The organism is Streptomyces sp. NPDC014891 (assembly GCF_043081085.1).
GTDB lineage: Bacteria > Actinomycetota > Actinomycetes > Streptomycetales > Streptomycetaceae > Streptomyces.
The window spans coordinates 254,439-279,213 of sequence record NZ_JBIBWF010000007.1 but is presented as its reverse complement, the minus strand read 5'-3'; the positions used below and the strand labels follow the sequence as shown (position 1 = coordinate 279,213).

Annotated in this window: 20 protein-coding genes; 3 read left to right on the top strand and 17 right to left on the bottom strand. The window is 73.9% G+C overall.

Annotated features, from left to right (window positions below; genetic code table 11):
- Positions 1 to 218 precede the first annotated feature (218 nt).
- Positions 219 to 1,319, top strand: a complete 1,101-nt coding sequence (locus ACF09E_RS21970; protein WP_388792522.1) for a citrate synthase 2 — start codon at positions 219 to 221, stop codon at positions 1,317 to 1,319.
- A gap of 82 nt (positions 1,320 to 1,401) precedes the next feature.
- Here the strand turns inward: ACF09E_RS21970 and ACF09E_RS21965 are convergent, their stop codons facing one another.
- The 5 genes from ACF09E_RS21965 to ACF09E_RS21945 form a co-directional block, all read right to left on the bottom strand.
- Entirely contained in the window at positions 1,402 to 2,445 is a 1,044-nt protein-coding gene (locus ACF09E_RS21965) for an isopenicillin N synthase family dioxygenase (RefSeq protein ID WP_392206630.1), read from the bottom strand.
- A gap of 511 nt (positions 2,446 to 2,956) precedes the next feature.
- Positions 2,957 to 3,535 carry a TetR/AcrR family transcriptional regulator gene (locus ACF09E_RS21960; RefSeq protein ID WP_361851230.1) on the bottom strand — a complete coding sequence of 193 codons (579 nt, stop codon included), beginning with the start codon at positions 3,533 to 3,535 and terminating at the stop codon, positions 2,957 to 2,959.
- Entirely contained in the window at positions 3,523 to 4,245 is a 723-nt protein-coding gene (locus tag ACF09E_RS21955) for an enoyl-CoA hydratase family protein (protein ID WP_392206629.1), read from the bottom strand. Before ACF09E_RS21955 ends, ACF09E_RS21960 begins: the two co-directional genes overlap by 13 nt.
- The gene (locus ACF09E_RS21950; RefSeq protein WP_392206628.1) at positions 4,242 to 5,834 is read right to left on the bottom strand and encodes a 4-coumarate--CoA ligase family protein; all 1,593 of its coding nucleotides are present in this window, start codon (positions 5,832 to 5,834) and stop codon (positions 4,242 to 4,244) included. The genes ACF09E_RS21955 and ACF09E_RS21950 overlap by 4 nt, the downstream gene beginning before the upstream one ends.
- 252 nt (positions 5,835 to 6,086) lie before the next feature.
- Entirely contained in the window at positions 6,087 to 6,881 is a 795-nt protein-coding gene (locus ACF09E_RS21945; RefSeq protein WP_392206627.1) for an excalibur calcium-binding domain-containing protein, read from the bottom strand.
- Between the two features lie 313 nt (positions 6,882 to 7,194).
- Between ACF09E_RS21945 and ACF09E_RS21940 the strand changes: the two genes are divergently transcribed.
- Positions 7,195 to 8,856, top strand: a complete 1,662-nt coding sequence (locus tag ACF09E_RS21940; protein ID WP_392206626.1) for an FG-GAP repeat domain-containing protein — start codon at positions 7,195 to 7,197, stop codon at positions 8,854 to 8,856.
- 105 nt (positions 8,857 to 8,961) lie between these two features.
- Here ACF09E_RS21940 and ACF09E_RS21935 read toward each other — a convergent pair whose 3' ends face one another.
- From ACF09E_RS21935 to ACF09E_RS21895, 9 genes are all read right to left on the bottom strand, one after another.
- Positions 8,962 to 10,095: an acyl-CoA dehydrogenase family protein gene (locus ACF09E_RS21935; protein ID WP_392206625.1), complete on the bottom strand. Its 1,134-nt coding sequence runs from the start codon at positions 10,093 to 10,095 to the stop codon at positions 8,962 to 8,964.
- Entirely contained in the window at positions 10,092 to 12,029 is a 1,938-nt protein-coding gene (locus ACF09E_RS21930) for an acetyl/propionyl/methylcrotonyl-CoA carboxylase subunit alpha (RefSeq protein ID WP_392206733.1), read from the bottom strand. Before ACF09E_RS21930 ends, ACF09E_RS21935 begins: the two co-directional genes overlap by 4 nt.
- Positions 12,030 to 12,067: 38 nt before the next feature.
- Positions 12,068 to 13,666 (bottom strand): acyl-CoA carboxylase subunit beta, encoded by a 1,599-nt coding sequence (locus ACF09E_RS21925; RefSeq protein ID WP_392206624.1) that lies wholly within the window; start codon positions 13,664 to 13,666, stop codon positions 12,068 to 12,070.
- The gene (locus ACF09E_RS21920; RefSeq protein WP_392206623.1) at positions 13,663 to 15,354 is read right to left on the bottom strand and encodes an acyclic terpene utilization AtuA family protein; all 1,692 of its coding nucleotides are present in this window, start codon (positions 15,352 to 15,354) and stop codon (positions 13,663 to 13,665) included. Before ACF09E_RS21920 ends, ACF09E_RS21925 begins: the two co-directional genes overlap by 4 nt.
- Positions 15,354 to 16,163, bottom strand: coding sequence for a TIGR03084 family metal-binding protein (locus ACF09E_RS21915; RefSeq protein ID WP_392206622.1), 810 nt, complete (start codon positions 16,161 to 16,163; stop codon positions 15,354 to 15,356). Before ACF09E_RS21915 ends, ACF09E_RS21920 begins: the two co-directional genes overlap by 1 nt.
- Positions 16,164 to 16,390: 227 nt before the next feature.
- On the bottom strand, positions 16,391 to 16,813 hold the full coding sequence (locus tag ACF09E_RS21910; protein ID WP_392206621.1) for a hypothetical protein: 423 nt from the start codon (positions 16,811 to 16,813) through the stop codon (positions 16,391 to 16,393).
- Between the two features lie 76 nt (positions 16,814 to 16,889).
- Entirely contained in the window at positions 16,890 to 17,075 is a 186-nt protein-coding gene (locus tag ACF09E_RS21905) for a DUF1272 domain-containing protein (RefSeq protein WP_392206620.1), read from the bottom strand.
- Between the two features lie 214 nt (positions 17,076 to 17,289).
- A complete protein-coding gene (locus ACF09E_RS21900) occupies positions 17,290 to 17,667 on the bottom strand; it encodes a VOC family protein (protein ID WP_392206619.1) in 378 nt (125 codons plus the stop codon).
- An 85-nt stretch (positions 17,668 to 17,752) separates the two neighbouring features.
- Positions 17,753 to 18,793 (bottom strand): DMT family transporter, encoded by a 1,041-nt coding sequence (locus ACF09E_RS21895; RefSeq protein WP_392206732.1) that lies wholly within the window; start codon positions 18,791 to 18,793, stop codon positions 17,753 to 17,755.
- A gap of 153 nt (positions 18,794 to 18,946) precedes the next feature.
- Between ACF09E_RS21895 and ACF09E_RS21890 the strand changes: the two genes are divergently transcribed.
- Positions 18,947 to 19,804: a LysR family transcriptional regulator gene (locus ACF09E_RS21890; protein ID WP_392206618.1), complete on the top strand. Its 858-nt coding sequence runs from the start codon at positions 18,947 to 18,949 to the stop codon at positions 19,802 to 19,804.
- 57 nt (positions 19,805 to 19,861) lie between these two features.
- On the opposite strand, the gene ACF09E_RS21885 is transcribed toward ACF09E_RS21890, so the two are convergent.
- The 3 genes from ACF09E_RS21885 to ACF09E_RS21875 form a co-directional block, all read right to left on the bottom strand.
- A complete protein-coding gene (locus ACF09E_RS21885) occupies positions 19,862 to 20,119 on the bottom strand; it encodes a DUF397 domain-containing protein (protein WP_392206617.1) in 258 nt (85 codons plus the stop codon).
- Positions 20,097 to 20,927 (bottom strand): Scr1 family TA system antitoxin-like transcriptional regulator, encoded by an 831-nt coding sequence (locus ACF09E_RS21880; RefSeq protein WP_392206616.1) that lies wholly within the window; start codon positions 20,925 to 20,927, stop codon positions 20,097 to 20,099. The genes ACF09E_RS21885 and ACF09E_RS21880 overlap by 23 nt, the downstream gene beginning before the upstream one ends.
- 1,018 nt (positions 20,928 to 21,945) lie before the next feature.
- On the bottom strand, positions 21,946 to 24,762 hold the full coding sequence (locus ACF09E_RS21875; protein WP_392206615.1) for an FAD-binding and (Fe-S)-binding domain-containing protein: 2,817 nt from the start codon (positions 24,760 to 24,762) through the stop codon (positions 21,946 to 21,948).
- Between the last annotated feature and the right edge of the window lie 13 nt (positions 24,763 to 24,775).

Below are 24,775 nucleotides of genomic sequence, written 5' to 3'. Positions count from 1 at the left end.
GTCGTTCACGGGATCGGTCACAGGGTCATCCTGCCGCAGCGGCCCAGTCTGCCCGGCACGGCGTGACGCCAATCCTTCCTCGCCGGATCGGCGGAGTGTGCCGGATGTCACGCTTCCCCGCATCATCGGAACCGTACAGACTCTTGGGCTGGACGACTGTTGAATCCCCACGATCGCCCACCACTCGATTGATCGATCATCGATAGAGGAGCCGCCTGATGTCCGACTTCGTACCCGGGCTCGAGGGAGTCGTCGCGTTCGAGACGGAGATCGCCGAACCCGACAAGGAGGGCGGCGCCCTCCGCTACCGCGGCGTCGACATCGAGGACCTGGTCGGCCACGTCTCGTTCGGCAACGTCTGGGGCCTGCTCGTCGACGGCGCCTTCAACCCCGGCCTGCCCGCCGCCGAGCCGTTCCCCATCCCCGTGCACTCCGGCGACATCCGCGTCGACGTGCAGTCCGCCCTCGCGATGCTCGCGCCCGTGTGGGGCCTCAAACCGCTCCTCGACATCTCCGCCGAGCAGGCCCGCGACGACCTCGCCCGCGCCGCCGTCATGGCGCTCTCGTACGTCGCCCAGTCCGCCCGCGGCCAGGGCCTCCCGATGGTCCCGCAGAGCGAGATCGACAAGGCCGAGTCCGTCGTCGAGCGCTTCATGATCCGCTGGCGCGGCGAGCCGGACCCGAAGCACGTCAAGGCCGTCGACGCCTACTGGACCTCGGCCGCCGAGCACGGCATGAACGCCTCCACGTTCACCGCCCGCGTCATCGCCTCCACCGGCGCCGACGTGGCCGCCTCGCTCTCCGGAGCCGTCGGCGCCATGTCCGGCCCGCTGCACGGCGGCGCGCCGTCCCGCGTGCTCGGCATGATCGAGGAGATCGAGCGGACCGGCGACGCCACCGCGTACGTGAAGCAGGCCCTCGACAAGGGCGAGCGCCTCATGGGCTTCGGCCACCGCGTCTACCGCGCCGAGGACCCCCGCGCGCGCGTGCTGCGCCGGACGGCCAAGGAGCTGGACGCCCCGCGCTACGAGGTGGCCGCCGCGCTGGAGAAGGCCGCCCTGGAGGAGCTGCACAACCGGCGTCCCGACCGCGTCCTGGCGACGAACGTCGAGTTCTGGGCGGCCATCGTCCTGGACTTCGCCGAGGTCCCGGCGCACATGTTCACGTCGATGTTCACGTGCGCGCGTACGGCCGGCTGGTCGGCGCACATCCTGGAGCAGAAGCGCACCGGCCGCCTGGTCCGCCCGTCCGCCCGCTACACCGGGCCGGGCCAGCGCGACCCGCGCGAGATCGAGGGCTACGCCGACATCGCGGGCTGATCCCGCGCGGCACCGCGACGCCGCGGCGACGGTCCGACCCGCACAGTCGGGACGGTCGCCGCGGCGTCGTGACGGGCCGGTGCTACACCGACAGCGCCGGCTGGGACTCCGGGTGCAGCAGCAGGTCCGCGTGGTGACGGGCCGTCGTCAGCGGGTGCGCCCGCAGCTTGCCCTTGAGCTCGTTGCGCCCGTATTCGGCGAACAGCGGGTTGGCCGGGTCGGCCGTGACGCCCGGCGCGGTCTCCGCGTACGGGAAGGCCAGCGGGGCGATCCGGGCGTCGAGCCGCGGGTTGTAGAAGAACGGCACCGAGTAGCGCTCGGTGGCCCCGGGCGGCGAGACGACCCGGTGGTTGGTCGCGAGCAGGTAGCCGTTCGTCGCCACTTCGAGCAGTTCGCCGAGGTTCACGACGAACGCGCCGGGCAGCGGCGGCACGTCGTGGAAGTCCCCGTCCTCGCGCTGCACCTGGAGCCCGCCCACCTGGTCCTGGAGCAGCAGGGTGAGGAAGCCGTAGTCCTTGTGCGCGCCGACGCCCTGGTCGTCACCCTCGCCGCTGCTGCCGGGGTAGCGCACCAGCTTGAGGTGGGGGTGGGCGCGGGGGCCGAAGATGTCGTCGTAGAAGTCCCGGGGCGCGCCGATCGAGACGAGCAGTTCGTGCAGGAGCCGCTCGGCGACCCCGCTGAGCCGCTCGATCCAGTGCAGGGCGGCGGTGCGCAGCTCGGGGAGGGCCTCGGGCCACTGGTTGGGGCCTTCGAGCCACCAGTACGGCGCTTCCCAGGGCCCGGGGAGGCGGGCGGGGCGCTCGGCGCCTATGTCGAGCTGGTCGCGCCAGTCGCGTGCGCCGGCGGTGCGCTCGTCCCCGATGCGCGTGTAGCCGCGGAAGTGCGGCGAGTTGATGTTGTCGAGGGCGATGCGGTCGGCCTCGGGCAGCGCGAAGAAGGCGCGCATCGCGGAGGTCAGGGCCCGCGTCTCGGCCTCGGTCACCCCGTGTCCGATGAGCTGGAAGAACCCCACGTCGTGGGCGGCCGAGTGGAGCTGTGCGTGGAGCAGCCGCCGGGCCTGGGGGTCGCGGTCTGCGGCGGAGAGGTCGACGATGGGGAGCTGCGAGGAGTACGAGCTGCGAGTCATGGGTGCGTCCGCGGGGTCTACGGGTGCCCGGGGCGGCCGCCAGGGGTGGGGCGGGGGCCACGGGTGCCGGTCGGCTTGGGCTCGGAACGAGGGACCCGGTGGGGCGGCTGAGGGCGCCCCGGGAGGGTCAGGCGGAGCGGCGACAGCTCATGGTCGTGACGCGGAGGAAGTCCACGTGGCGACGGCGTACGAGCGTAGGCATGCGACCAGAGTACTGCCGAGGGGGTGGATGGACTGTGGCGCCGGTCACGTCTCGCGGGAGGACTTACGGCCGCGACGGCTCCGGGGAGGAGGATCCCCGGGCGGGGGCGCGGTACGGGGTCGGTTCCTCCGGCAGCGGGTGTCTCCGGCCGGGAGGTCCTCTGGCCGCGGGTGTCCGGCCGGGGGTCCCTCTGGCCGCGGGTGGTTCCGGCCGGGAGGTTTCTGCGGCCACGGGTGTCCCCGGCCGGAAGGATTCTGCGGCCGCAGGCTTCTCCGGCGTACGGGCTGACAGGCCCGCCCCGGCCCGGCCCTAGCCCAGCGCCTCGTCGAGCAGCACGGCCCACTGGGCGACCACGCGGTCGCGGCGGGCGCGGTCGTCCGTCAGGAGGGTGGCGAGGCCGAGACCGCGGGCCATGTCGAGGAGGCCCTGGACGGTCTCGCGGACGCCCGGCCGGGACTCGTCGGCGCCCAGCACCTCGACGGCGATGCGGTGGGACTCGCGGCCGACGCGGGCCTCCAGTTCCGTCACGCGCGCGCGGAGCTGGTCCTCGCCGGAGGCGGCGACCCACAGGTGGAGGGCGGCCCGGAAGAGGGGCCCGGTGAAGAGGTCGACGAGCGCGGCGACGGCCTCGTGCCGGTCGCGGGAGGGCAGGCCGCGCAGCGCGTGCGAGCGTTCCTCGGCGACGTACTCGACGGCGGCGGTGAAGAGGTCCTCGCGGGTCGGGAAGTGGTGCTGGGCGGCGCCCCGGGAGACGCCGGCCCGTTCCGCGACGACGGCGACCGTGGAGCCCGCCCAGCCGTGTTCGGCCAGGCAGGACACGGCCGCCTCCAGGAGCCGCTGCCGGGTGGCGCGGCTCCTGTCCTGCTTGGGTGCGGTCACAGCCGCCATGCGGGGTCCCGTCGTTCGAGGAAGGCCGTCATCCCCTCGCGCGCCTCGGGGGAGGCGAAGAGCGTGGCCGACCTCTGCACCAGGTCCTCCGCGTCACGTTCGAAGGTCTCCAGGACTCTAGCGGTGACCAGCCGCTTCGCCTCGCGCAGGCCCTGCGGGGAGGCGGCGCGGAGGGCGTCGAGGATGCCGGGCAGGGCGTCGTCCCGGTCGGTCACGAGCCCCATGGCGATCGCCTCCGGCACCCCGAACCGCTCGCCGGTCAGGTAGTGGCGGGCCGCCGCCCGGGGCTCCAGCTTCGGGAGGAGGGTGAGGGACACGACGGCGGGGGCGACCCCGATCCGCACCTCGGTGAGCGCGAAGTCCGCGGCGTCCGCCGCGACGACGATGTCGCAGGCGCCGAGCAGCCCGAGTCCGCCGGCCCGTACGTGCCCGGTGACGTGGGCGACGACCGGCTTCGGGAGTTCCACGACCTGCCGGAGGAGGTCCACGAAGGCGTACGGGCTCGGCGGGGCCTTCAGGTCGGCGCCCGCGCTGAACGTGCCACCGGTGTGGGTGAGGACCACCGCGCGGACGGCGGGGTCCTTGCCGCACGCGGTGAGCGCGTCCGCGAGCTCGGTGACGAGCGCGGCGGAGAGTGCGTTGCGGGTGGCCGGGGAGTCGAGGGCGAGGGTGGTGACGCCCCGTTCCTCGGTGACGGCGACCAGGGTCATGTGCGGTCCCTCAGCTCTCGGTCTCGGAGTTCTCGGCGGAGGATCTTCCCCGACGCTGCCCGGGGCACGGCCTCGATGAACTCGACGTCGCGGACCTTCTTGTACGGGGAGACCCGGGCGGCGACGTGGGCCATGACGTCCTCGGCGGTCAGACCGGGGGCGGCGGCCTGGCGCACGACGTAGGCCTTGGGGATCTCGGTGCCGTCGGCGTCGGTGACGCCGATGACGGCGGCGTCGGCGACGCCCTCGTGGGTGAGGAGGAGCGCCTCCAGCTCGGCGGGGGCGACCTGGAAGCCCTTGTACTTGATGAGTTCCTTGACGCGGTCGACGACGTACAGCCAGCCGTCGTCGTCGACCCGGCCGATGTCGCCGGTGTGCACCCAGCCCTCGTCGTCGATCATGGCGGCGGTGGCGTCGGGGCGTCCGAGGTACCCCTTCATGACCTGCGGGCCCCGGATGGCGACCTCGCCGTCCTCGCCGGGCGCCGCGTCCTCGGAGGGGTCGTCGAGGGACAGGATGCGCATCTCGGTGGAGGGCAGCAGCTTCCCCACGGTGCCGGGCGGGGGGTCCTGGGCGGTGAGGGGGACGACGTGGGTGCCGGGCGAGAGCTCCGTCATGCCGTACGCCTGGAGGACCGGCGGCAGTCCGAGCCGCGCGGAGCAGGCCGCGGCGAGGGAGGCGTCGAGCGGGGCGGCGGCGCTGACGACGTACTCCAGGGAGGACAGGTCGTAGTCGGCGACGGCCGGGTGCTTGGCGAGGGCGAGCACGATCGGCGGGGCGACGTAGAGGCCGTTGATCCGGTGCCTCTGGATGGCGCCGAGGAAGGTGTCGAGTTCGAAGCGGGGCAGCACGACGACGGTGGCGCCCTGCCGGAGCGGCGCGTTCATGAGGGCGGTGAGCCCGTAGATGTGGAAGAAGGGCAGGACGGCGAGGATGCGGTCGCCGGGCCCCATCGGGATGATCGGGTCGAGCTGGGCGAGGTTCGTGGCGATCGACGTGTGCGTGAGCATCACGCCCTTGGGGACGCCGGTGGTGCCGGAGGAGTACGGGAGGGCCGCGATGTCCTCGTCGGGGTCGACGGCGGGCTCGGGCACGGGCCCGGTGGAGCCGAGGAAGGCCTGGAGCGACCGGACGCCCTCGCCCTCGGGCGCCGTGTCGCAGACGAAGATCTCCGTGACGCCGCCCGCGAGTTCGGCGGCGGCGCGGGCCGCCGGCAGGAGCGGCGAGACGGTGACGATCCAGCGTGCGGAGGAGTCGCGGAGCTGCCTGGCGAACTCCTCGGGGGTGGCCAGCGGGTGCACGGTGGTGACGGCGGCGCCGGCGCGGGTGGCGGCGTAGAAGGCGACGGGGAAGAGCACGGTGTTGGGGCTGTGCAGGGCGAGCACGTCGCCCTTGCGCACCCCGGCCTCCGCGAGCCCGGCGGCCACCCGCCGGTGGAAGGCGTCGACCTGCCCGTACGTGAGGGTGAACTCCCCCGTCCCGTCGATCAGAGCGGGCGCGTCCCCCCGCTCGGCGGCGCGCCCGAGCACCGCGTCGTGGATCGGCAGGGAGACGGTCGGGACGGCTTCGTACTCGCTGTGGAACACCATGCAAGCCCCCTGGGAAGAGGTGGGAGTGGTGGAAGACGGTCGCCAGGATCGCGCGGAGGGGCACGACTTGGGGAGACCTTGTCAGCCACCCGTAAAACAATCAAGCATGCCTGCATGTTATGAACGGACGTTCCGGCGCGGAGCATGAGTGCGACGGCGCCCGCGCACACGACGAACGGCCCCGGTTCCCTGGTCAGGGGGCGGGGCCGTCGCACGCGGGTGCGGTCGGACAGAGGTGTCCGGACGGAGGCGTCAGCGCTCGCAGGCCACCCCGTCGCCGTCGCGGTCGAGGTGGCTGCCGTAGCCCGGCTCGCCCGCGTGGATGGGGGCGGCGCCGGCCGCACGAACGGCTGTGCAGTTGCGGTAGTAGACGCTGCTGCCGCCGGAGGGCTCGTCGTCCTCGGTGACCGCCGGCGTCGGCTCCTGCGTCGGCACCGGCGCCTGGGTGCGGGAAGGCTTCGGAGTGGTGGGCGTCGGCTTCGGGGTGGGCTTGTGGAGCACCGTGTTCGGCGACGCCGGGCACGGGACGTCCGGCGCGGTCACGTAGACCACCGGGACCGCCGACCCGACCGGCGCACCGGCGTCCGGTCGCTGGAAGCACACGGTCCAGGACGTGTAGTCCGCGGGCAACTCGACGTCCTTGTAGGCGGCGTAGGCCCGGCCCAGGTTCTTCGTGAGGAGGGGCTCGGCGTCCGTGTAGGTCCGTCCGACGAGCGAGGGCATCACCGGAGCCGCCTGCGTCGTCGACGGCGACGGCGACGGCGACGCGGGCGTGGTCGACGCACTGGCCGTCGGCTTCGCCGCGCCCTTCGCGTCGTTCTCCGTGTCCTCCGGCGGGTCGCTGACGAGGACCAGCAGGAACCAGAGGGAGCCGAGGACGGTCGCGACGACCTTCTTGTTCCGGCTCCAGCGGCCCGTCCAGGTCAGGGCTATGCCCACCGGCGGCAGGAAGACCAACAGGCAGACGATCAGGGCCGGGTGCTGCCACCAGCGGCGCACGGGCAGCGGAGCGGGAGGGGGCTGGAAAGGAGGTGGCGGCGGGTACACGAGCGACTCCCGAGAGCTGTGAGCGTGTGCGAATGGCGAAGAGCGTACACAGATCATTCACAACCGGTAGCCGTTCGTACGGAATCGGAACCCGAACGGGGCGCCGGGCGGACGGGCACCCCGCGTCCCCCCACGCCCGGCCCGCACGCCCCCGCCCCGCACCGCCGCCGGCCCGCACCCCCGCGCCCCCGCGCCCGCGCGCCCGCGCGCCCGCAAAAGGTTGTACGCGAGGGATCTTCCTTTTCGTTTTCCGTGGACTCTACGATCCGGAGGCCCTCCGTCCTCCTGTTCACCACCCGTCCCGGGAGGGACCTTGCTCCACACGCACCACCCCCGTCGCACCCTTCGACTCGCGGCCTGCGCGGCCCTCCTGCTCGGCGTCGGCCTGCTGTCCGTCGGCCCCACGTCGACGACCGCCGACGCGGCCCCCGCCGCGACCCCCGCGAAGCCCCGCTTCGACCGCGACGGCGACGGCCGCAGCGACCGGGTCTACCGGTCCGCCGCCACCGGCGAGCTGCGGATATCCCTCTCGAAGACCGGCACCAGCGCGCCCTTCGCACTCAGCAGGCCCGGCATGGAGATCCTGCCGGCCGACGACCTCACCGGAACCGCGGCCCCCGAACTGCTCACCCTCCAGGGCGACGGAAGCCTCGTGCTGCACCGCGGCGTCGGCCCCACCTCCGTCGGCACGCCGGACTGGTGGGGATACGGCTGGCAGATCTACAACAAGGTCCTCGCCCCCGGCGACCTGACCCGGGACGGGCACCAGGACCTGCTGGCCCGCACCCCGGACGGCACGCTCTACCTGTACGCGGGGAAGGGCACGATCGACAACGGCGGCCCGTTCAAGACCCGCGCCAAGGTCGGTGGCGGCTGGCAGGCGTACGACCAGCTCGTCGGCACCAACGACCTCGACGGCGACGCGATCGCCGACCTCGTCGCCCGGACGCCGGGCGGCGACCTCTACTTCTACCGGGGCACCGGCTCGGCCACCGCCCCCTTCGGGGCCCGCGTCAGGGTCGGCGGCGGCTGGAACACGTACAACCAGGTCATCGGCACCGACGACCTCGACGGCGACGGCCGGGGCGACCTGCTGGCCCGCACCTACAGCGGCTCCTTCTACCGGTACCTCTCGCTCGGCGGCGGCCGGTTCGGGGCACGGACGTACTACGGAGGCGGCGGCCAGGGCCTCTCGTACTACCTCGGCCAGGGCGGCGTCCCCGCGTACGGGAAGCACAACCTGTTCACCGTGAACGCGGCGGGCACCGCCCACACCCACGGCACCCTGGCGGACGGGAAGCTCACCGCGCCCCGGCAGTACGCCGGCGCCGGGGACTTCGCCTACCACTGGCCCACCGTCAACGGGTACGCCCTGGACGGGGTCGACCGAGCCAACCTGCTGACCGCCGACAACCGCGGCCTCATGATGTGGCGCGAGGAGGGCGGCAGCCCGCTCGGCAACCAGGTCGGCAGCGGAACCGCCTACCAGAACTACCTGTACAAGGCCTCGCCGGGCGACGTCGACGGCGACAGCGAGGCCGACTTCGTCGGACTGAACGGCCGGGGCGAACTCTTCCTCCACCGCGGCCTGAAGAGCCACAGCCCGGCGTACCTCGGCCCGGCCGTGCGGATCGGCACCGGCTGGCCGACGGACATCCTGATCGGCCCCGGGGACGTCACGGGCGACGGCCGCCCCGACCTGATCACCCGGGACGGCATCAGCCTGTACGTGCACGCGGGCACCGGATCCACCACCGCCCCGTTCGCGCCGCGCGTCATCGTCGGCCAGGGCTGGCAGGCGTACGAGTACCTGGCCTCGCCCGGCGACATGGACGGCGACGGCCGCGCCGACCTCGTCGCCGTGACCCCGGGCGGTGACGTGTACCGCTACTCGGCCACCGGCCTGCGCGGCACGTCCACGTTCACCGCCCGCGTCAAGATCGCCTCGGGCTGGAAGTACGACCACGTCAGCTGAGCCGGCCGCGACGGGCTGCCCGGGTCGGCCGGTACGACGCCGACGCGGTCAGCCCGTCGCTGCCCCGGCGGCCCGCCGGGGCAGTACCGCCCGGCGGGCCGCCCCTCAGTACGACTTCGGCAGCCCCAGCGTCTGGTGCGACACGTAGTTGAGGATCATCTCCCGGCTGACCGGCGCGATCCGGGCCACCCGGGCCGCCGTCACCAGCCGGGCCAGGCCGAACTCCTTCGTCAGGCCGTTCCCCCCGAGGGTGTGGACGGCCTGGTCGACGGCCTTCACACAGGCCTCCGCCGCCGCGTACTTCGCCATGTTGGCGGCCTCGCCCGCCCCCATGTCGTCCCCCGCGTCGTACAGCTGCGCCGCCTTCGCCATCATCAGCCGGGCCAGCTCCAGCTCGATGTGCGCCTGGGCGAGCGGGTGCGCGATCGCCTGGTGCGCGCCGATCGGCGCCTTCCAGACCTGGCGCTCCTTCGCGTACCTCACGGCCTGCGCCAGCGCGTAGCGGCCCATGCCGATCGCGAACGCGGCCGTCATGATCCGCTCCGGGTTGAGGCCCGCGAAGAGCTGGAGCAGTCCGGCGTCCTCGTCGCCGACCAGCGCGTCGGCCGGCAGGTGCACGTCGTCGATGGTCAGCTCGAACTGCTTCTCGTGCGCGTCGAGTTCCATCTCGATGTGCTGCCGCCGGAAGCCGGGGGTGTCCCGCGGGACGATGAAGAGGCAGGGCTTGAGGCTGCCCGTGCGGGCGTCCGAGGTGCGGCCCACGACCAGGGTCGCGTCGGCGATGTCGACGCCCGACACGAACACCTTGCGGCCGTTGAGGACCCAGCCCTCCTCCGTGCGGGTCGCGGTCGTGGTGATCCGGTGCGAGTTCGAGCCGGCGTCGGGCTCGGTGATGCCGAACGCCATCGTCCGCGAGCCGTCCGCCAGGCCCGGCAGCCAGGCCCGCTTCTGCTCCTCGGTGCCGAAGCGGGCGATGACCGTGCCGCAGATCGCGGGCGAGACGACCATCATCAGCAGCGGCGCCCCGGCCGCGCCGGCCTCCTCCAGGACCACGGACAGCTCGGCCATGCCGCCGCCCCCGCCGCCGTACTCCTCGGGCAGGTTCACTCCCAGATAGCCGAGCTTGCCGGCCTCCGCCCACAGTTCGGCGCGGTCGAAGCCGGGGCCGTGCCGGTGGCCGAGCGCGGAGACGGCGGCGCGGAGCGCGGTGAGCTCGTCGCTCTCGATCATGGTGCTCATACGGTCTGGTCCTCCTGTGCTGCTTCGGTCGTGGCGTCGTCCGAGACGACGGCGAGCAGGGCGCCTACCTCGACCTGGCGGCCGGGGGCGGCGTGGAGCGCGGTGAGCGTGCCGGAGGCGGGGGCGATGACGCGGTGCTCCATCTTCATCGCCTCCAGCCAGAGGATGGGCTGCCCGGCGGCGACCCGGTCGCCGACGGCGAGGCCGTCGGCGACGCGGACGACGGTGCCGGGCATGGGGGCGAGCAGCGATCCGGGGGCGGTCTGCTCGCGGGGGTCGGTGAAGCGGGGGCGGACGGCGAGCCGGTGCGGGCCGGCGTGCACGACGCCGTCCCCGTACGCCGCGACGTCGAAGTCCCGTACGACTCCGGCGACTTCGAGCCGTACGCGGTCGGGGGCGGCCGACGCGACACGGACGCCTTCGGGGGCCGTGACCTCGTACCCGCCGTCGCGCGTCGGCCGGTAGCGGACCTCGTGGTCCCCGTAGGTCCGCGTCTCGTCCTGCGAGCGGAGGTTTCGCCACCCGCCGCCGAACCGGCCCCCGCGTCCGGCGGCCTCGGCCAGGGCGGCCGCGGCGGCCGCGTACTCCGCTCCGGCCCGGGGCTCCGTCAGCGCGTCGCCGTTCCGGTCGTAGAAGCCGGTGTCCAGGAGCCCGGGGTCGGCGAACTCGGCGTGCCGGAGGGAGGCGACCAGCAGGTCGCGGTTGGTGACCGGGCCGTGGATGCGGGCCCGCTCCAGGGCGTGGGCCAGCTTGCGGACCGCCTCGGCGCGGGTGGGGGCGTGGACGACGACCTTGGCGAGCATGGCGTCGTAGTGGACTCCGACGGTGTCGCCGGAGACGTACCCGGTGTCGAGCCTGACGCGGCCCTCACGGGGCAGTTCGAAGCGGTGCAGGACGCCCGTCTGCGGGGCCCATCCGCGCGCCGGGTCCTCCGCGTACAGCCGCGCCTCGATCGCGTGGCCGCGCGGGGCCGGGGGCTCGGGCGGCAGGGCGCGGCCCTCGGCGACGGCGAGCTGGAGGGCGACGAGGTCGACGCCGAACACCTCCTCGGTGACGGGGTGTTCGACCTGGAGGCGGGTGTTCATCTCCAGGAAGTGGACCTTGGGGGTCCCCCCTGCTCCAGCGGAGCCGAGTGCTCGGGGGACGTCGGCCACCAGGAACTCGACCGTGCCGGCGCCGACGTAGCCGACGGCCTTCGCCGCCCGGACGGCCGTGTCCAGGAGGGAGGCTTCGAGCGCGGCGGGCAGACCGGGGGCCGGGGCCTCCTCGACGACCTTCTGGTGGCGCCGCTGGAGGGAGCAGTCGCGGGTGCCGAGCGCCCAGGCGGTGCCGTGGGTGTCGCAGAGGAGCTGGACCTCGACGTGCCGCCCGTTCTCGACGTAGGGCTCGACGAACACCTCGCCGTCGCCGAACGCGCTCAGCGCCTCGGCCGAGGCGGCCGCCATCTCCTCGGACAGCCGGCCGAGTTCCCTGACGATCCGCATGCCGCGGCCGCCGCCGCCCGCCGCCGCCTTCACCAGGACGGGCAGGTCGCGCTCGGTGACGTCGGTCAGCGGGGCGATGCCGAGGAGTTCCTTGGCGCGGGTCTTCGAGGCCATCGCCTCGATCGCCTCGGGCGGCGGGCCGATCCAGACGAGGCCCGCCGCGGTCACCCGGCGGGCGAAGTCGGCGTTCTCGGACAGGAAGCCGTAGCCGGGGTGGACGGCGTCCGCGCCCGCGGCGAGGGCCGCCTCCACCACGAGGTCGCCGCGCAGGTACGTCTCCGAGGGCGTCGCCCCCGGCAGCCGTACCGCCGTGTCCGCCTCCCGTACGTGCAGGGCGTCGGCATCGGCGTCGGAGTACACGGCGACGGTGGAGATGCCCAGTTCGCGGCAGGTGCGGAAGACCCGGCAGGCGATCTCGCCCCGGTTCGCGACGAGGACGGAGCCGATCATCGGGACCGGCGGAGTGGTCGGGGTCATCGGGAGGGGCCTCACATTCGGAAGACGCCGAAGCCGCCGCGCGCGCCCTCGACCGGTGCCGTGTGGATCGCGGAGAGGCACAGCCCGAGGACCGTGCGGGTGTCGCGGGGGTCGATGACCCCGTCGTCGTAGAGCCGGCCGGAGAGGAACATGGGCAGGGACTCGGACTCGATCTGCGCCTCGACGAGCGCCCGGAGGCCAGCGTCGGCCTCCTCGTCGTACGGCTGCCCCTTCGCCTCGGCGCTCGCCCGCGCCACGATGGAGAGGACGCCGGCGAGCTGCTGCGGGCCCATGACGGCGGACTTGGCGCTCGGCCAGGCGAAGAGGAACCGCGGGTCGTAGGCCCGGCCGCACATGCCGTAGTGGCCGGCGCCGTAGCTCGCCCCCATGAGGACGGACAGGTGGGGGACGCGGGAGTTCGACACCGCGTTGATCATCATGGCGCCGTGCTTGATGATGCCGCCCTGCTCGTACTCCCTGCCGACCATGTAGCCGGTGGTGTTGTGGAGGAAGACGAGGGGGACGTCGCGCTGGTTGGCGAGCTGGATGAACTGCGCGGCCTTCTGCGACTCGGGGCCGAAGAGGACGCCCTGCGCGTTGGCGAGGACGCCGACCGGGTAGCCGTGCAGGCTCGCCCAGCCCGTGACCAGGCTCGGCCCGTACAGCGGCTTGAACTCGTCGAAGTCGGAGCCGTCGACGATCCGGGCGATCACCTCGCGCGGGTCGAAGGGGGTCTTGAGGTCCCCGGGCACGATCCCGAGGAGTTCGTCCTCGTCGTACGTCGGGGGTTCCGCGGGGCCCGGGTCGGGGTGGGCCTTGCGGTGGTTGAGGCGGGCGACGATCCGGCGGGCCTGGCGGAGGGCGTCGGCCTCGTCGACGGCGTAGTGGTCGGCGAGGCCGGAGGTCCTGGCGTGCATCTCGGCGCCGCCGAGGGACTCGTCGTCGCTCTCCTCCCCCGTCGCCATCTTCACCAGCGGCGGGCCGCCGAGGAACACCTTCGACCGCTCCTTGATCATCACGGCGTGGTCGGACATGCCGGGGACGTAGGCGCCGCCTGCGGTCGAGTTGCCGAAGACGACGGCGATCGTCGGGATGCCGGCGGCGGAGAGCCGGGTGAGGTCGCGGAAGAGCGCCCCGCCGGGGATGAAGATCTCCTTCTGGGACGGGAGGTCGGCGCCGCCGGACTCGACGAGCGAGATCACGGGCAGGCGGTTGGCGAACGCGACCTCGTTGGCCCGCAGGGCCTTCTTCAGCGTCCAGGGGTTGGAGGCGCCGCCGCGCACGGTCGGGTCGTTGGCGGTGATGAGGCACTCGACGCCCTCGACGACCCCGATGCCGGTGATCAGGGAGGCGCCGACCGCGTAGTCGCTGCCCCAGGCGGCGAGCGGCGACAGTTCGAGGAAGGGGCTGTCCGGGTCGACGAGCAGCTCGATCCGCTCGCGGGCGAGCAGCTTGCCGCGCTTGCGGTGCCGCGCGACGTACTTCTCGCCGCCGCCCGCGAGCGCCTTGGCGTGCTCGGCGTCGAGGGCGGTGAGCTTGTCGAGCATGGCGGCGCGGTGGGCCCGGTAGTCGGATCCGCCGGTGTCGAGGGCGGAGGCGAGGACGGTCACAGGAGTCCCTCCGGGACGTCGGTTGCGCGGGAGCGGAGCCATTCGCCGAGGGCCTTGGCCTGGGGGTCGAAGCGGGCCTGCGAGGCGACGCCCTCGCCGAGGATCCCGGCGAAGGTGAAGTTGAGGGCGCGCAGGCGCGGCAGGACGTGCCGGGTGATCTCCAGGCCGGCGGTCTCGGGGAGCAGTTCACGCACCCGCTCGACCGTGAGGGCGTGCGCGAGCCACCGCCACTCCTCCTCCGTCCGGACCCAGACGCCCACGTTCGCGTCGCCGCCCTTGTCGCCGCTGCGGGCGCCGGCGATCCGGCCGAGGGGGACGCGCCGGGTGGGTCCCGGCGGCAGCGGCTCGGGGAGCGCCGGCTCCGGGACGGCCTCCGGTTCCCGGGTCCGCGGCGGTACGGGGACGGGGACGCGGGTCCCGTCCGGGAGCACGGCCGTGTGCGGGACGTCGGCGGCCGGTACGTACGCGCTCTCGAAGACGCCGTAGGGGGCGCCCTTCCCGGGCGGCGCGGTGACGTGGAAGCCGGGGTAGCTGCCGAGGGCGAGTTCCACGGCGGCGCCGGTGAGGGCGCGGCCGACGGCCTCGGGGGCCGGGTCCCGGACGACCAGCCGGAGGAGGGCGCTCGCGGTCTCCTCGGTGTCGGCGTCCGGCCGGTCGGTGCGGACGAGTTCCCAGCGGACCTCGCGGGGCCGCGCGCCGGCGAGGGCGTCCTCGACCTGGCCGCGGACGAGTGTGGCCTTCTCCTCGATGTCGAGGCCGGTCAGGACGAACACGACCTCGTTGCGGAAGCCGCCGATCCTGCTGAGGCCGACCTTGAGCGTCGGGGGCGGGGCCTCGCCCCGCACTCCGTCGACGCGGACCCGGTCGGGCCCCTCCTGGGTGAGCCGGACGCTGTCGAGGCGGGCGGTGACGTCCGGCCCGGGGTAGCGGGCGCCGGCCGTCTCGTACAGGAGCTGGGCGGTGACGGTCCCCACGTCGACGAGGCCGCCGGTGCCGGGGTGCTTGGTGATGACGGCGCTGCCGTCCTCGTGGAGTTCCGCCAGCGGGAAGCCGGGGCGGCGGAGCAGCGCCGGGTCGTGCGCGCGGAAGAAGGCGTAGTTGCCGCCGGTGGCCTGGGTGCCGCATTCGAGGACGTGCCCGGCGACGACCGCGCCCGCGAGCCGGTCGTACTCCTCGGGCCCCCAGCCGAAGTGCCACTGCGCGGGCCCGGTGACGAGGGCGGCGTCGGTGACCCGGCCGGTGACGACGACGTCGGCGCCGGCCGCGAGGCAGGCGGCGATGCCGGCGCCGCCGAGGTAGGCGTTCGCGGCGAGCGCGCCGTCCACGGCGGGCAGCCGGTCGCCCTCCACGTGCGCGACCCGCGTGGGCAGGCCGAGCTTGGCGGCGAGGGCGCGCAGGGCGTCGGCGAGGCCGGCGGGGTTGAGGCCGCCGGCGTTGGCGACGATCCGGATCCCGCGGTCGTGGGCGAGCCCGAGGCCCTCCTCCATCTGCCGCAGGAAGGTCCTGGCGTATCCGGCGGCCGGGTCCTTGAGCTGGTCGCGGCCGAGGATGAGCATGGTGAGCTCGGCGAGGTAGTCACCGGTGAGGACGTCGATCGCGCCCTCGGGCCCGCCGCCGGTGAGCATCTCGCGGACGGCGTCGAACCGGTCGCCGTAGAAGCCGGAGGCGTTGCCGATACGGAGGACCATCACCGGTCTCCCTCGGCGGGGCGGGCCTCTCGGGCGGGGCGGCCGGGGCCCGCTGGTCCGGCGAAGGCCTGGGCGAGGGTGAGCCACTGCGCGGCGTCGGCCCCCACGGCGACGAGGGCGGTGTCGTCGCGGTGGACGCGCTGGGTGACGAGCAGACAGAAGTCGAGGGCGGGGCCGGTGACGGTCTGAGCGGCGTCCTCGGGCCCGTACACCCACGACTCGCCGCCCGGGGAGACGAGTTCCACGCGGACCGGCTCGACGGGAACGGGCAGGCCCCGCACCAGGTAGGCGTATCCCCTGGCCCGGTGGCCGATCCAGGCGACGTGCCGGAGGCGGTCGGTGGGCGTGCGGACGACCCCGAGGGCGTCGGCGACGTCCTGCCCGTGCGCCCAGGTCTCCATGAGCCGGGCGGTGGCCATGGCGGGGGCGCTCATGGGCGGCCCGTACCAGGGGAACCTCCCCCCGGCCGGAACCCCGCGCAGGGCCTCCTGGAGCAGCTCGCGCCCCTCGCGCCAGCGGGCTAGCAGCTCGTCGGGCGGCAGCTTCGCTCCCTCCTCGGCGCCGTCGTCGACGAACCGCTCGGGGGCGGCGAGGGCCTTGGCGGCCTCGGCGGCGAAGCCGTCGGGATCGGTGACGGCGAGGAGTGCGGCCCGGTCGGTCCAGGCGAGGTGCGCGATCTGGTGGGCGACGGTCCAGCCGGGGGCGGGCGTGGGGGCGGACCACCGCTCCCCGCTCACCCCGCCGACCAGGACGTCGAGTGCTTCGCTCTCCTCGCGCAGATCGTCGAGGACGACGGCGGGGTCGGACACGGTGCGCTCCCCTCGGGACACGGCGGCGTGCCCCGGATCATGACAGCGAACCGGAAAACAATCAAGCATGCTTGCTTTGATTGATACGGGCAGGGGCGGGGCACGTGCGGGCGCCTCGGCCCGGAGGGCCTCCAGGCCTCCAGGCCTCCAGGCCTCCAGGCCTCCAGGCCTCCAGGCCTCCAGGCCTCCAGGCCTCCAGGCCTCCAGGCCTCCAGGCCTCCAGGCCTCTAGCTGCGCGGCTTCCTCCGCACCGCCGACGCCAGGGCCGTGACGACCACGACGAGGACGAGGGACCGCCACGGGAGCAGCCCCCCGGGGGCGTCGTCGACGGCGCCGACGCCGTGGCCCACGGCGGCGATCCAGCAGACGGCCCCCACGAGGACCATCGGGCCGACCCTCCGCTCGCCGGAGACGCGCATGCCGATCCACAGGACCAGCGGCATCACGAGCGCGGTGTTCATGAGCGCCACGGTGAAGGCCTGGTTCGCGGAGTAGCCGGGTCCGGCGCCGAGCGCCGCCGAGGCCTCGCCGGCGAAGGAGAGGGCGAGGGTGTCGGACAGGATCAGGTGCGCCGCGGCGACGGCGATCGCCGAGACGAGCACGGCCTTGAGGAACCGCGGGGCGAGGGGGGTGGGCGAGGACGGTGCCATGCCCACGACTATACGCACGGTGTATACACGCAGTGCATAGACCCCCGGCCGCCGCCTCCCCACGCCTCCGGCGCCGCTAGCCGGCGGCCGCGCGCCGGGGCCGCGCCACCAGCTCACCCCCGCAGTTGGGGCAGACGTCGCCCATCGCGTCGGCGCACGGCACGCAGAAGCTGCACTCGTACGTGCAGATCCGCGCGGGCCCGTCCACCGTCAGCACGGCCGCCTCGCACCGCTCGCACCGCTCACGCATCTCCAGGGCCATGACGCCCTCCCCTCCTCGGTCCCGGCTCCTCGGTTCGACAGCCCCATCGTCCGAGGCGGCCCGGCACCGGCGAAACAGCCCGGGGGACAGTGATCGACAGGATCGGGCCAGGGCAGCGCGGCCGGTCCGCCGCCCGGGGCGGAGCCGCCGGGACGGTTGGGGCGGCCGGAACGGCCGGAACCGCCGGAACCGCCGGGGCGGGCGACCCCGCACGTCAGTGGCGGACCAGACAGAACGGATGCCCCGCCGGATCGGCGTAGACGCGCCAGCTCCGGCCGCCCTCCCCCGCGTCCAGGAGCGTCGCGCCCGCGGCCAGAACACGCTCCTCGGCCTCCGCCAGATCCCGTACGGCGAGGTCGAGATGGGACTGCTGCGGGCGCTCGGAGCCCGGCCAGGTCGGGGGACGGTACTCCGCGACGCCCTGGAAACAGAGGACGAGGCCACCGGGGGTGTGCAGCGTGGACCACGCCTCCCCCAGCGTCCACCGGCCGTCCGGCCGGTCGACCTCGCCGCCCAGGACCGAGCGGTAGAACGCGGCGAGGGCAGCGGGCGCCGGGCAGTCGATGACGAGGCACTGCAGTTCAGCGATCATGCGCGGATCCTAGGACCCACCAGCGGACGCGCCCGGGACCGGCCGCGGGGGGACCTCGGGGGGGGGGACCTCGGAGGGGCAGGCGCTACCCCTTCACCGCGTCCCGCTCCCGCTCCCGCGCCCGCTCCCGCGCGGCGGCGCGCACCTGGGTCCGTACGGCTCCCATGCTCGCCGCGATCACCAGCGCGATCGCGAGGGCGTCGGTCGGCGACAGCGCCTGGCTGAGGACGAGGAAGCCGGCCGTCGCCGCGATGGCCGGTTCCAGGCTCATCAGGATGGCGAAGGTGGGGGCGGGCAGGCGGCGCAGGGCGAGGAGTTCGAGGGTGTACGGCAGGACCGACGACATCAGCGCGACAGCGAGGCCCAGGCCGATGGTCGAGGGGACGAGGAGCTTGTCGCCCGCCTCCGCGATGCCCAGTGGCAGGCTGAGGACGGCGCCGAACGCCATCGCGAGCGCGAGCCCGTCCGCCTGCGGGAAGCGGCGGCCCGTACGGGCGCTGAAGACGATGTACGCGGCCCACATCGCGCCCGCCGCGAGGGCGAAGGCCGCGCCCAGCGGATCGAGCCGGTCGAAGCCGCCGCCGCTGAGCAGGACGACGCCGCCGAGGGCGAGGCCCGCCCAGAGCAGGTTCATCAGCCGGCGGGAGGCGACCACCGAGAGGATCAGCGGGCCGAGGACCTCCAGGGTCACGGCGGCGCCCAGCGGGATCCGGTCGGCGGCCTGGTAGAAGAGGATGTTCATCCCCGCCATCGCCGCGCCGAAGGCGACGATCGTGCCCCAGTCGGCCCGGCTGTAGCCGCGGACCTTCGGGCGGCAGACGATCAGCAGGACGGCGGCCGCGAGCACGAGCCGCAGGGTGACGACGCCCAGCGCCCCCGCGCGGGGCATGAGGAGGACGGCGAGGGCCGAGCCGAACTGCACGGAGAGGCCGCCCGCGACGACGAGCGCGACGGGGGCGAAGCGGTGACCGGCAAGCCCCTTGGGCCCGCGGCCGGGCGCGGCGCCGGCCGAAGCCGCGGCGCCGTCGGGAGCCGCACCGTCGAGAGCCGCAGCGCCGACCGGGTCGGCCGGCGCCCCGGGGCCGATCGCCGCCCCCGCCGGACCCGCCTCCTTGACCGGACTGATGTCCACCGACCACTCCTCAAATGTTCATCACACTGAACTGTCAGTCCAGAATAGTGCACCTTCGGTCCGCTGTCACCGACCTTCCCCTCTCACGCTACGAGCCCCCGCGCGGCACCGGAAATGCCGAATGCGCTGCGGTTATGCTCCAGACGCATGAGCATCGAGCTACGCCACCTCCGCTGCTTCCTCGCCATCGCCGAGGAATCCAGCCTCACCAGGGCGGCCGCGCGGCTCCACCTCACCCAGCCCGCCGTCTCCCGCACGCTCGCCGCCCTGGAACAGCACCTGGGGGCCCGGCTCGTCGACCGCTCCACCCACCACCTCGCGCTCACCGCCGAGGGCCGCGCCTTCCAGGACCGCGCCGCCGCGGCCCTCGCGGCGTTCGAGGCGGCCGTCGACCCGGCACGGCTGCGCCGCCGGCCCCTGCGGCTCGGACACGCCTGGTCGGCCTTCGGCCCGTACACCACCCCTCTGCTCCGCCGATGGCAGCGCGAGCACCCGGAGACCCCGCTCGAACTCCTCCGCATCGACGACCGGACGGCCGGACTGACCCGGGGCGAGGTCGACGCGGCGCTGCTGCGCGGGACGGTCGACGCGCCCGGCCTGGTCACCGAGGAGCTCACGACGGAGGAACGGGTCGCGGCCGTGCCGGCCGACAGCCCGCTCGCCGACAGGCCGAGCCTCGCCCTCGACGACCTCGCAGGAGGGACGGTCGTACTGAACACGGTCTCCGGCGCGACGACCCTCGCGCTCTGGCCGACGACGGCGCGCCCGGCGGCGACGGTCACCGTGGCCAACACCGACGACTGGCTGACGGCGATCGCGGCGGGCCGGGGCGTCGGCGTCTCGTCCGCGTCGACGGCGGCGCTGCACACCCACCCGGGAGTCACGTACCGCCCGCTGCCGGACGCCCCGCCCCTGCCGGTGGTACTGGCCTGGCGGGACGCGTTCCCGCACCCGGCGACGGGGGCACTGGTGGCGCTGGCACGGGAGATCGCCAGCGGGGGCTGAGGTCGGCCGTTCGGGGCGGGGTCAGAACCGGCTCGCGGGGTCGGGCGGGGGGCGGGGTCAGAACCGGCCCTGCGCGGCGGCGGCGACGAAGACGGTGAAGGCGGCGGGGGTGGCACGGAAGTGGGGGCCGTCGGGGTTCTTGGAGTCGCGGACGGCGATGTGGGGGGTCAGGTCGGCTACCTCCACGCACTCGCCGCCATTGGAACCGCTATAGGAGGACTTGAGCCAGGTGGCGGGGGCTAGGGGGGCGCATTCGATGCAGTCACCGCCACTGGAACCGCTGTACGACGACTTACGCCAGTCCACCGTGTCCATATCGCTCCTCCATGACGCGCGCGATCAGCTCGGCTGAATCCTCCACCGAGAGGGCCGTGGCCTGGAGGCGAGCGTAACCGACTGAACGTTCCCTCATTACTTCCGGATTGGCGGTCATGTGACCCATGTCGTAGCTCTCGGCGTAGAACAGATCCGGGTCTCCGTCGAAACGCAGAAGGGTGAACGACCCCATCACCGCAGCATGTTCTCCGGCCTTGAACGGCAGCACCTGGATCTGCACCCACGGCTCGCTGGCGAAAGTCAGGAGATACTCCAACTGCGCACGCATGACGTGGCGCCCACCGATCTCCCGTGTCAGAGCAGCCTCGTCCAGCACCACCCACACCACGGGTGGGCGGTCTCGCTCCAGGATTCGCTGTCGCTCGACCCGAGCGGCGACCATCTCGTCCAGCCGGTCGGAGTGCTCGACGCCCAGCACCGCGCGGGCATACGCCGGAGTCTGGAGCAGGCCGTAGACGAGCTGACATTGGTACGTCGAGATGTACGCCGCCTTCGCCTCCATCTCGGCATACGGCTGGAACCAGGTGGGCAGTTGGCTCCGCAGCACCAGGCCCACCAGGCGGGTGAAGAACCCGCCCGTCATCAGCGCCGCGTCGATCCGCTCGGAGAAGTCCCGCGTCGGTACCTTCTTCGCCGTCTCGATCTGGCCGATCAGGGACCCCGTACAGAAGACGACGCCACCCAGCTGACTCTGCCCGAGTCCGGCGGCCTCCCGCAGGCGGCGGAGTTCGGATCCGTAGTAGTCCAGGGGCGAGGCGGACGGATCAAGGCTGCGGATGTTGACCACGAGGAGGTCACCCCCAATGTCGGCTCACGCCGACAGTAACCGGGCACCTCACCTTGGAGGTCCAAATCGGGTAACCGGCCCTCTTTCGAAGGAACTTGGACCTGCGGGCGCATGAACGCAGGCAAGGGCGGCAACGGCGCGGCCGACAAGTGGGCTTCTGGTGGGACCGCCCTCTTTCCGAGAGTCGCTCCTTCCGGCGGTGCGTCAAGGGCGCTCCTTCGTCGCGTCGGCTTCGCCGATTCCGCTGCGCTCCACCCTTGACCCACCACCGGAAGGAGCGAAAACACTCTCGGAGGGCGGTCCGGGGGCGGGGTCCACGCCTGGCTTCGGGCAGCGGTCGGCGTCGACGTGCGCCGGACGGCCGGTGGGTGGGGGCTTGGCTCGCGGCCGAGGCCGGTGGGACCCCGTCGGCCGGTTCGGGGTGCGCGGTCGTTGAATGGGGCGGTTGGGCCCGGCTTAGCGGGTTGCGATAGTTCGGGGTGGGGCTTCAGGCCCCGCTGGTCACCCCCGGTGGGGTGTGAGCGAATGAAACTGCGGGCTACTCCGAGTAACGCGCCCCGAAGGATGCCCCATGAGGGGCGAATCGCCCTTATCGGGCGATGAAAGTGCAAGAAACACTCGCCGACTCCACCCCACCACCCACCGGCGGTGACCAGCGGGGCCTGAGTCCCAGCCCAACGACGAAGGACAGCCGCTAAGCGCCGCCGGGCCACCCCATTCAACAACCGCGCACCCCGAACCAACGGAACAACGCCCACCCACCCCCGCCACAAACCAAGCCCCCACCCACCGACCCGCACCCGCCCGCCGACACCGACCACTACCCGAAGCCCCCGCGCGGCCCCGCCCCCGGCCGCCCTCCGAGTGTGAAAAGGCGGCCTCCGCCGCCGGGTCAAGGGTGGGCGCAGCCCATCGCGCAGCGACGCCGAAGGCGCCCTTGACGCGGTGGTGGAGGCCGCCACACTCGGAAAGAGGGCGGCCGCACCCGAGCCAGACCAGGCCCCTCACCCCCAGAACCTCAAAGACCCGCCTCCCCCGGCACCTCCCCCGGCACCTCCCCCTCGTCCACCCCCTCCGCCAGCACCTCCGCCAGGTGCCGGCCCCTCACGCCCGCCAGGTCCGTCATCTGCGTCCTGCACGAGAAGCCGTCCGCCAGGACGGTCGCCTCCGGGGGCGCGGCCCGCAGGGCCGGCAGCAGCTGGTCCTCCGCGCACGTCACCGACACCTCGTAGTGGCCCGGCTCGAAGCCGAAGTTGCCCGCCAGGCCGCAGCAGCCGCCCGCGAGGTCGCCCGTCAGGCCCGCGCGTTCGCGCAGGCGGCGGTCGGCCGCGTCGCCGAGGACCGCGTGCTGGTGGCAGTGGGTCTGGCCCGTCACCGGGCGGTCCAGGCGCGGTGGCCGCCAGTGCGGCGCCAGCGTCTCCAGGGCCTCCGCGAACGTCCGCACCGACGCCGCCAGCCGTGCCGCCCTCGGGTCGTCCGGCAGCAGTTCGGGCAGGTCGGTCCGGAGGGTGGCCGCGCAGGACGGCTCCAGGACCACCACGGGCCGCGCCCCGGATCCCGCCGGTCCGGTGCCGCCGTCCTCCATGACGTCCAGGGTCCGCCGCATCACCCGCCTCGCCGCACCGAGCCGGCCCGTCGACACGTACGTCAGCCCGCAGCACACCCGCCCCCGGGGCAGCGCGACCCCCAGCCCCGCCGCCTCCAGGACCCGTACCGCCGCCCGGCCCGCCTCCGGCGCCAGGTGGTCCGTGAAGGTGTCCGGCCACAGCGTCAGGGACGGCGGGCGGGACGAGGCCCGTTCGGCGAACCACGCCGTCAGCGTCTCGCGCGCGACCCTCGGCATCGTCCGCTCCGGTGTCACCCCCGCGAGGCGAGTCGCGAACGGCAGCCGCATCGCGGCGTTCAGGCCCCGTCCGAACAGGTCCAGCCAGCGCGGCAGAAGTCCCATCGACCAGTGCGAGCGCGGCCGGCGCAGGAAGCCGAGCGGTCCCGCGTAGTGCCGGTCGAGGAACTCCGCCTTGTACGCGGCCATGTCGACGCCCACCGGGCAGTCGCTGCGGCACCCCTTGCACGACAGGCACAGGTCCAGCGCCTCCCGGACCTCCTCCGAGCGCCAGCCGTCCGTGATCACCTCGCCGAGCGCCATCTCGTGGAGCAGCCGGGCCCGCCCGCGCGTCGAGTGCTTCTCCTCCCCCGTCGCCCGGTACGAGGGACACATCACCCCCGGACCCGAACTCGGTCCGTCCACGCGGCACTTGGCCACGCCCACGCACCTGGCAGCCTCCCTGCCGAGGCCCACCAGCGGCAGCCCCGTGAACCGCAGGCCCTCGTCGAGCGGGCGCGGGCGGACCAGCATCCCCGGGTTGAGGCCGCCGTCCGGGTCCCACACGTCCTTGACCGCGCCGAACAGGGCGACGAGCTCCTCCCCGTACATCCGCGGCAGCAGTTCGGCCCGCGCCTGCCCGTCCCCGTGCTCCCCGGAGAGCGAGCCGCCGTGGGCGACCACGAGGTCGGCCACCGCCTCGGAGAACCGGCGGAAGTCCCGTACCCCCTTCTCCGTCCACAGGTCGAAGTCGATCCGGACGTGGACGCAGCCGTCGCCGAAGTGCCCGTACGGCACTCCGCGGAGGCCGAAGTCCGCGAGCAGCGCACGGAATTCACGGAGGTACGCGCCGAGCCTCGCCGGTGGCACCGCGCAGTCCTCCCATCCCGGCCAGGCCTCCCCGCCACCGGGGGTCCTGGTCGCGGTGCCCGCCGCGTCCTCGCGGATCCGCCACAGCGCCCGCTGTCCCGCCGGGTCGGTCACCACGACGGAGTCGATCGCGTCGGCCGCCCTGACCAGCTTCCGGGCGGCGCCCTCCCCGTCCGTCTCGCAGAACAGCCATGCCGCACCGCGGGGCAGCCCGGCGGCGCCCCGGACGAGGTCGGCCGCCATCCCCTCGACGGTCAGCGGCCCGAACGGCAGGAGCCCCGCCGCCGCCTCCGCCGCCGCGCTCTCGTCCGCGTACCCGAGCACCACGAGCACCGGCTCGGCCGGCAGCGGGACGAGCGCCACCGTCGCCTCCGTCACCACGCCCAGCGTCCCCTCGCTGCCGCAGAACGAGCGGGCCACGTCCACGCCCCGTTCCGGGAGCAGCGCGTCCAGCGCGTACCCGGAGATGCGGCGCGGCAGTCCGGCGGGGTAGCCGGTCCGGAGGAGGGCGAGGTTGCGGTCGACGAGGTCGAGGAGTCCGGCGGGGGCGCCGCGCCCGTCCGGGCCCAGCGTCAACGCCGCGCCCCGGTAGGTCATCACGTCGAGCGAGCGCACGTTGTCCGCCGTGGTCCCCCAGGCGACCGAGTGCGCCCCGCACGCGTTGTTGCCGATCATGCCGCCGAGGGTGCAGCGGCTGTGCGTGGACGGATCGGGGCCGAAGGTCAGTCCGTACGGGCGGGCCGCCGCCCGCAGCCGGTCGAGGACGAGCCCCGGCCGGACCACGGCCGTCCGCGCCTCCGGGTCCAGGGAGACGATCCCGCCCATGTGCCGTGTGAGGTCGAGCACGACGCCGGTGCCGGTCGCCTGGCCGCCGATCGAGGTCCCGGCGCCCCGCGCGACGACCGGGGTCGTGCCGTGGTCCCGGCACACCTCCAGGACGGCCGCGAGGTCGTCGGCGTCGCGCGGCGCGACCGTACCGGCCGGGATCCGGCGGTAGTTGGAGGCGTCCATGGTCGTCATTGCCCGGGCGGCGGCGGAGAAGTCGACCTCTCCCGCGACCGCTGCGCGCAGGGCGGCGGCCAGCTCCGACGTGTGCTGTTCGTGTCTTCCCACCACCCCAGGATGTCTCAGCGCTCGTCTCATCGGGCGGACATCC

Excerpts from the sequence above, each read along its gene's own strand:
- ACF09E_RS21905 (WP_392206620.1), bottom strand. The coding sequence starts at position 17,075 with ATGGCCCTGGAGATGCGTGAGCGGTGCGAGCGGTGCGAGGCGGCCGTG.
- ACF09E_RS21935 (WP_392206625.1), bottom strand. The coding sequence starts at position 10,095 with ATGAGCACCATGATCGAGAGCGACGAGCTCACCGCGCTCCGCGCCGCC.
- ACF09E_RS21930 (WP_392206733.1), bottom strand. The coding sequence starts at position 12,029 with ATGATCGGCTCCGTCCTCGTCGCGAACCGGGGCGAGATCGCCTGCCGG.
- ACF09E_RS21965 (WP_392206630.1), bottom strand. The coding sequence starts at position 2,445 with ATGACTCGCAGCTCGTACTCCTCGCAGCTCCCCATCGTCGACCTCTCC.
- ACF09E_RS21955 (WP_392206629.1), bottom strand. The coding sequence starts at position 4,245 with ATGACCCTGGTCGCCGTCACCGAGGAACGGGGCGTCACCACCCTCGCC.
- ACF09E_RS21950 (WP_392206628.1), bottom strand. The coding sequence starts at position 5,834 with ATGGTGTTCCACAGCGAGTACGAAGCCGTCCCGACCGTCTCCCTGCCG.
- ACF09E_RS21875 (WP_392206615.1), bottom strand. The coding sequence starts at position 24,762 with ATGAGACGAGCGCTGAGACATCCTGGGGTGGTGGGAAGACACGAACAG.
- ACF09E_RS21890 (WP_392206618.1), top strand. The coding sequence starts at position 18,947 with ATGAGCATCGAGCTACGCCACCTCCGCTGCTTCCTCGCCATCGCCGAG.
- ACF09E_RS21900 (WP_392206619.1), bottom strand. The coding sequence starts at position 17,667 with ATGATCGCTGAACTGCAGTGCCTCGTCATCGACTGCCCGGCGCCCGCT.
- ACF09E_RS21960 (WP_361851230.1), bottom strand. The coding sequence starts at position 3,535 with ATGGCGGCTGTGACCGCACCCAAGCAGGACAGGAGCCGCGCCACCCGG.
- ACF09E_RS21970 (WP_388792522.1), top strand. The coding sequence starts at position 219 with ATGTCCGACTTCGTACCCGGGCTCGAGGGAGTCGTCGCGTTCGAGACG.
- ACF09E_RS21910 (WP_392206621.1), bottom strand. The coding sequence starts at position 16,813 with ATGGCACCGTCCTCGCCCACCCCCCTCGCCCCGCGGTTCCTCAAGGCC.
- ACF09E_RS21920 (WP_392206623.1), bottom strand. The coding sequence starts at position 15,354 with ATGGTCCTCCGTATCGGCAACGCCTCCGGCTTCTACGGCGACCGGTTC.
- ACF09E_RS21885 (WP_392206617.1), bottom strand. The coding sequence starts at position 20,119 with ATGGACACGGTGGACTGGCGTAAGTCGTCGTACAGCGGTTCCAGTGGC.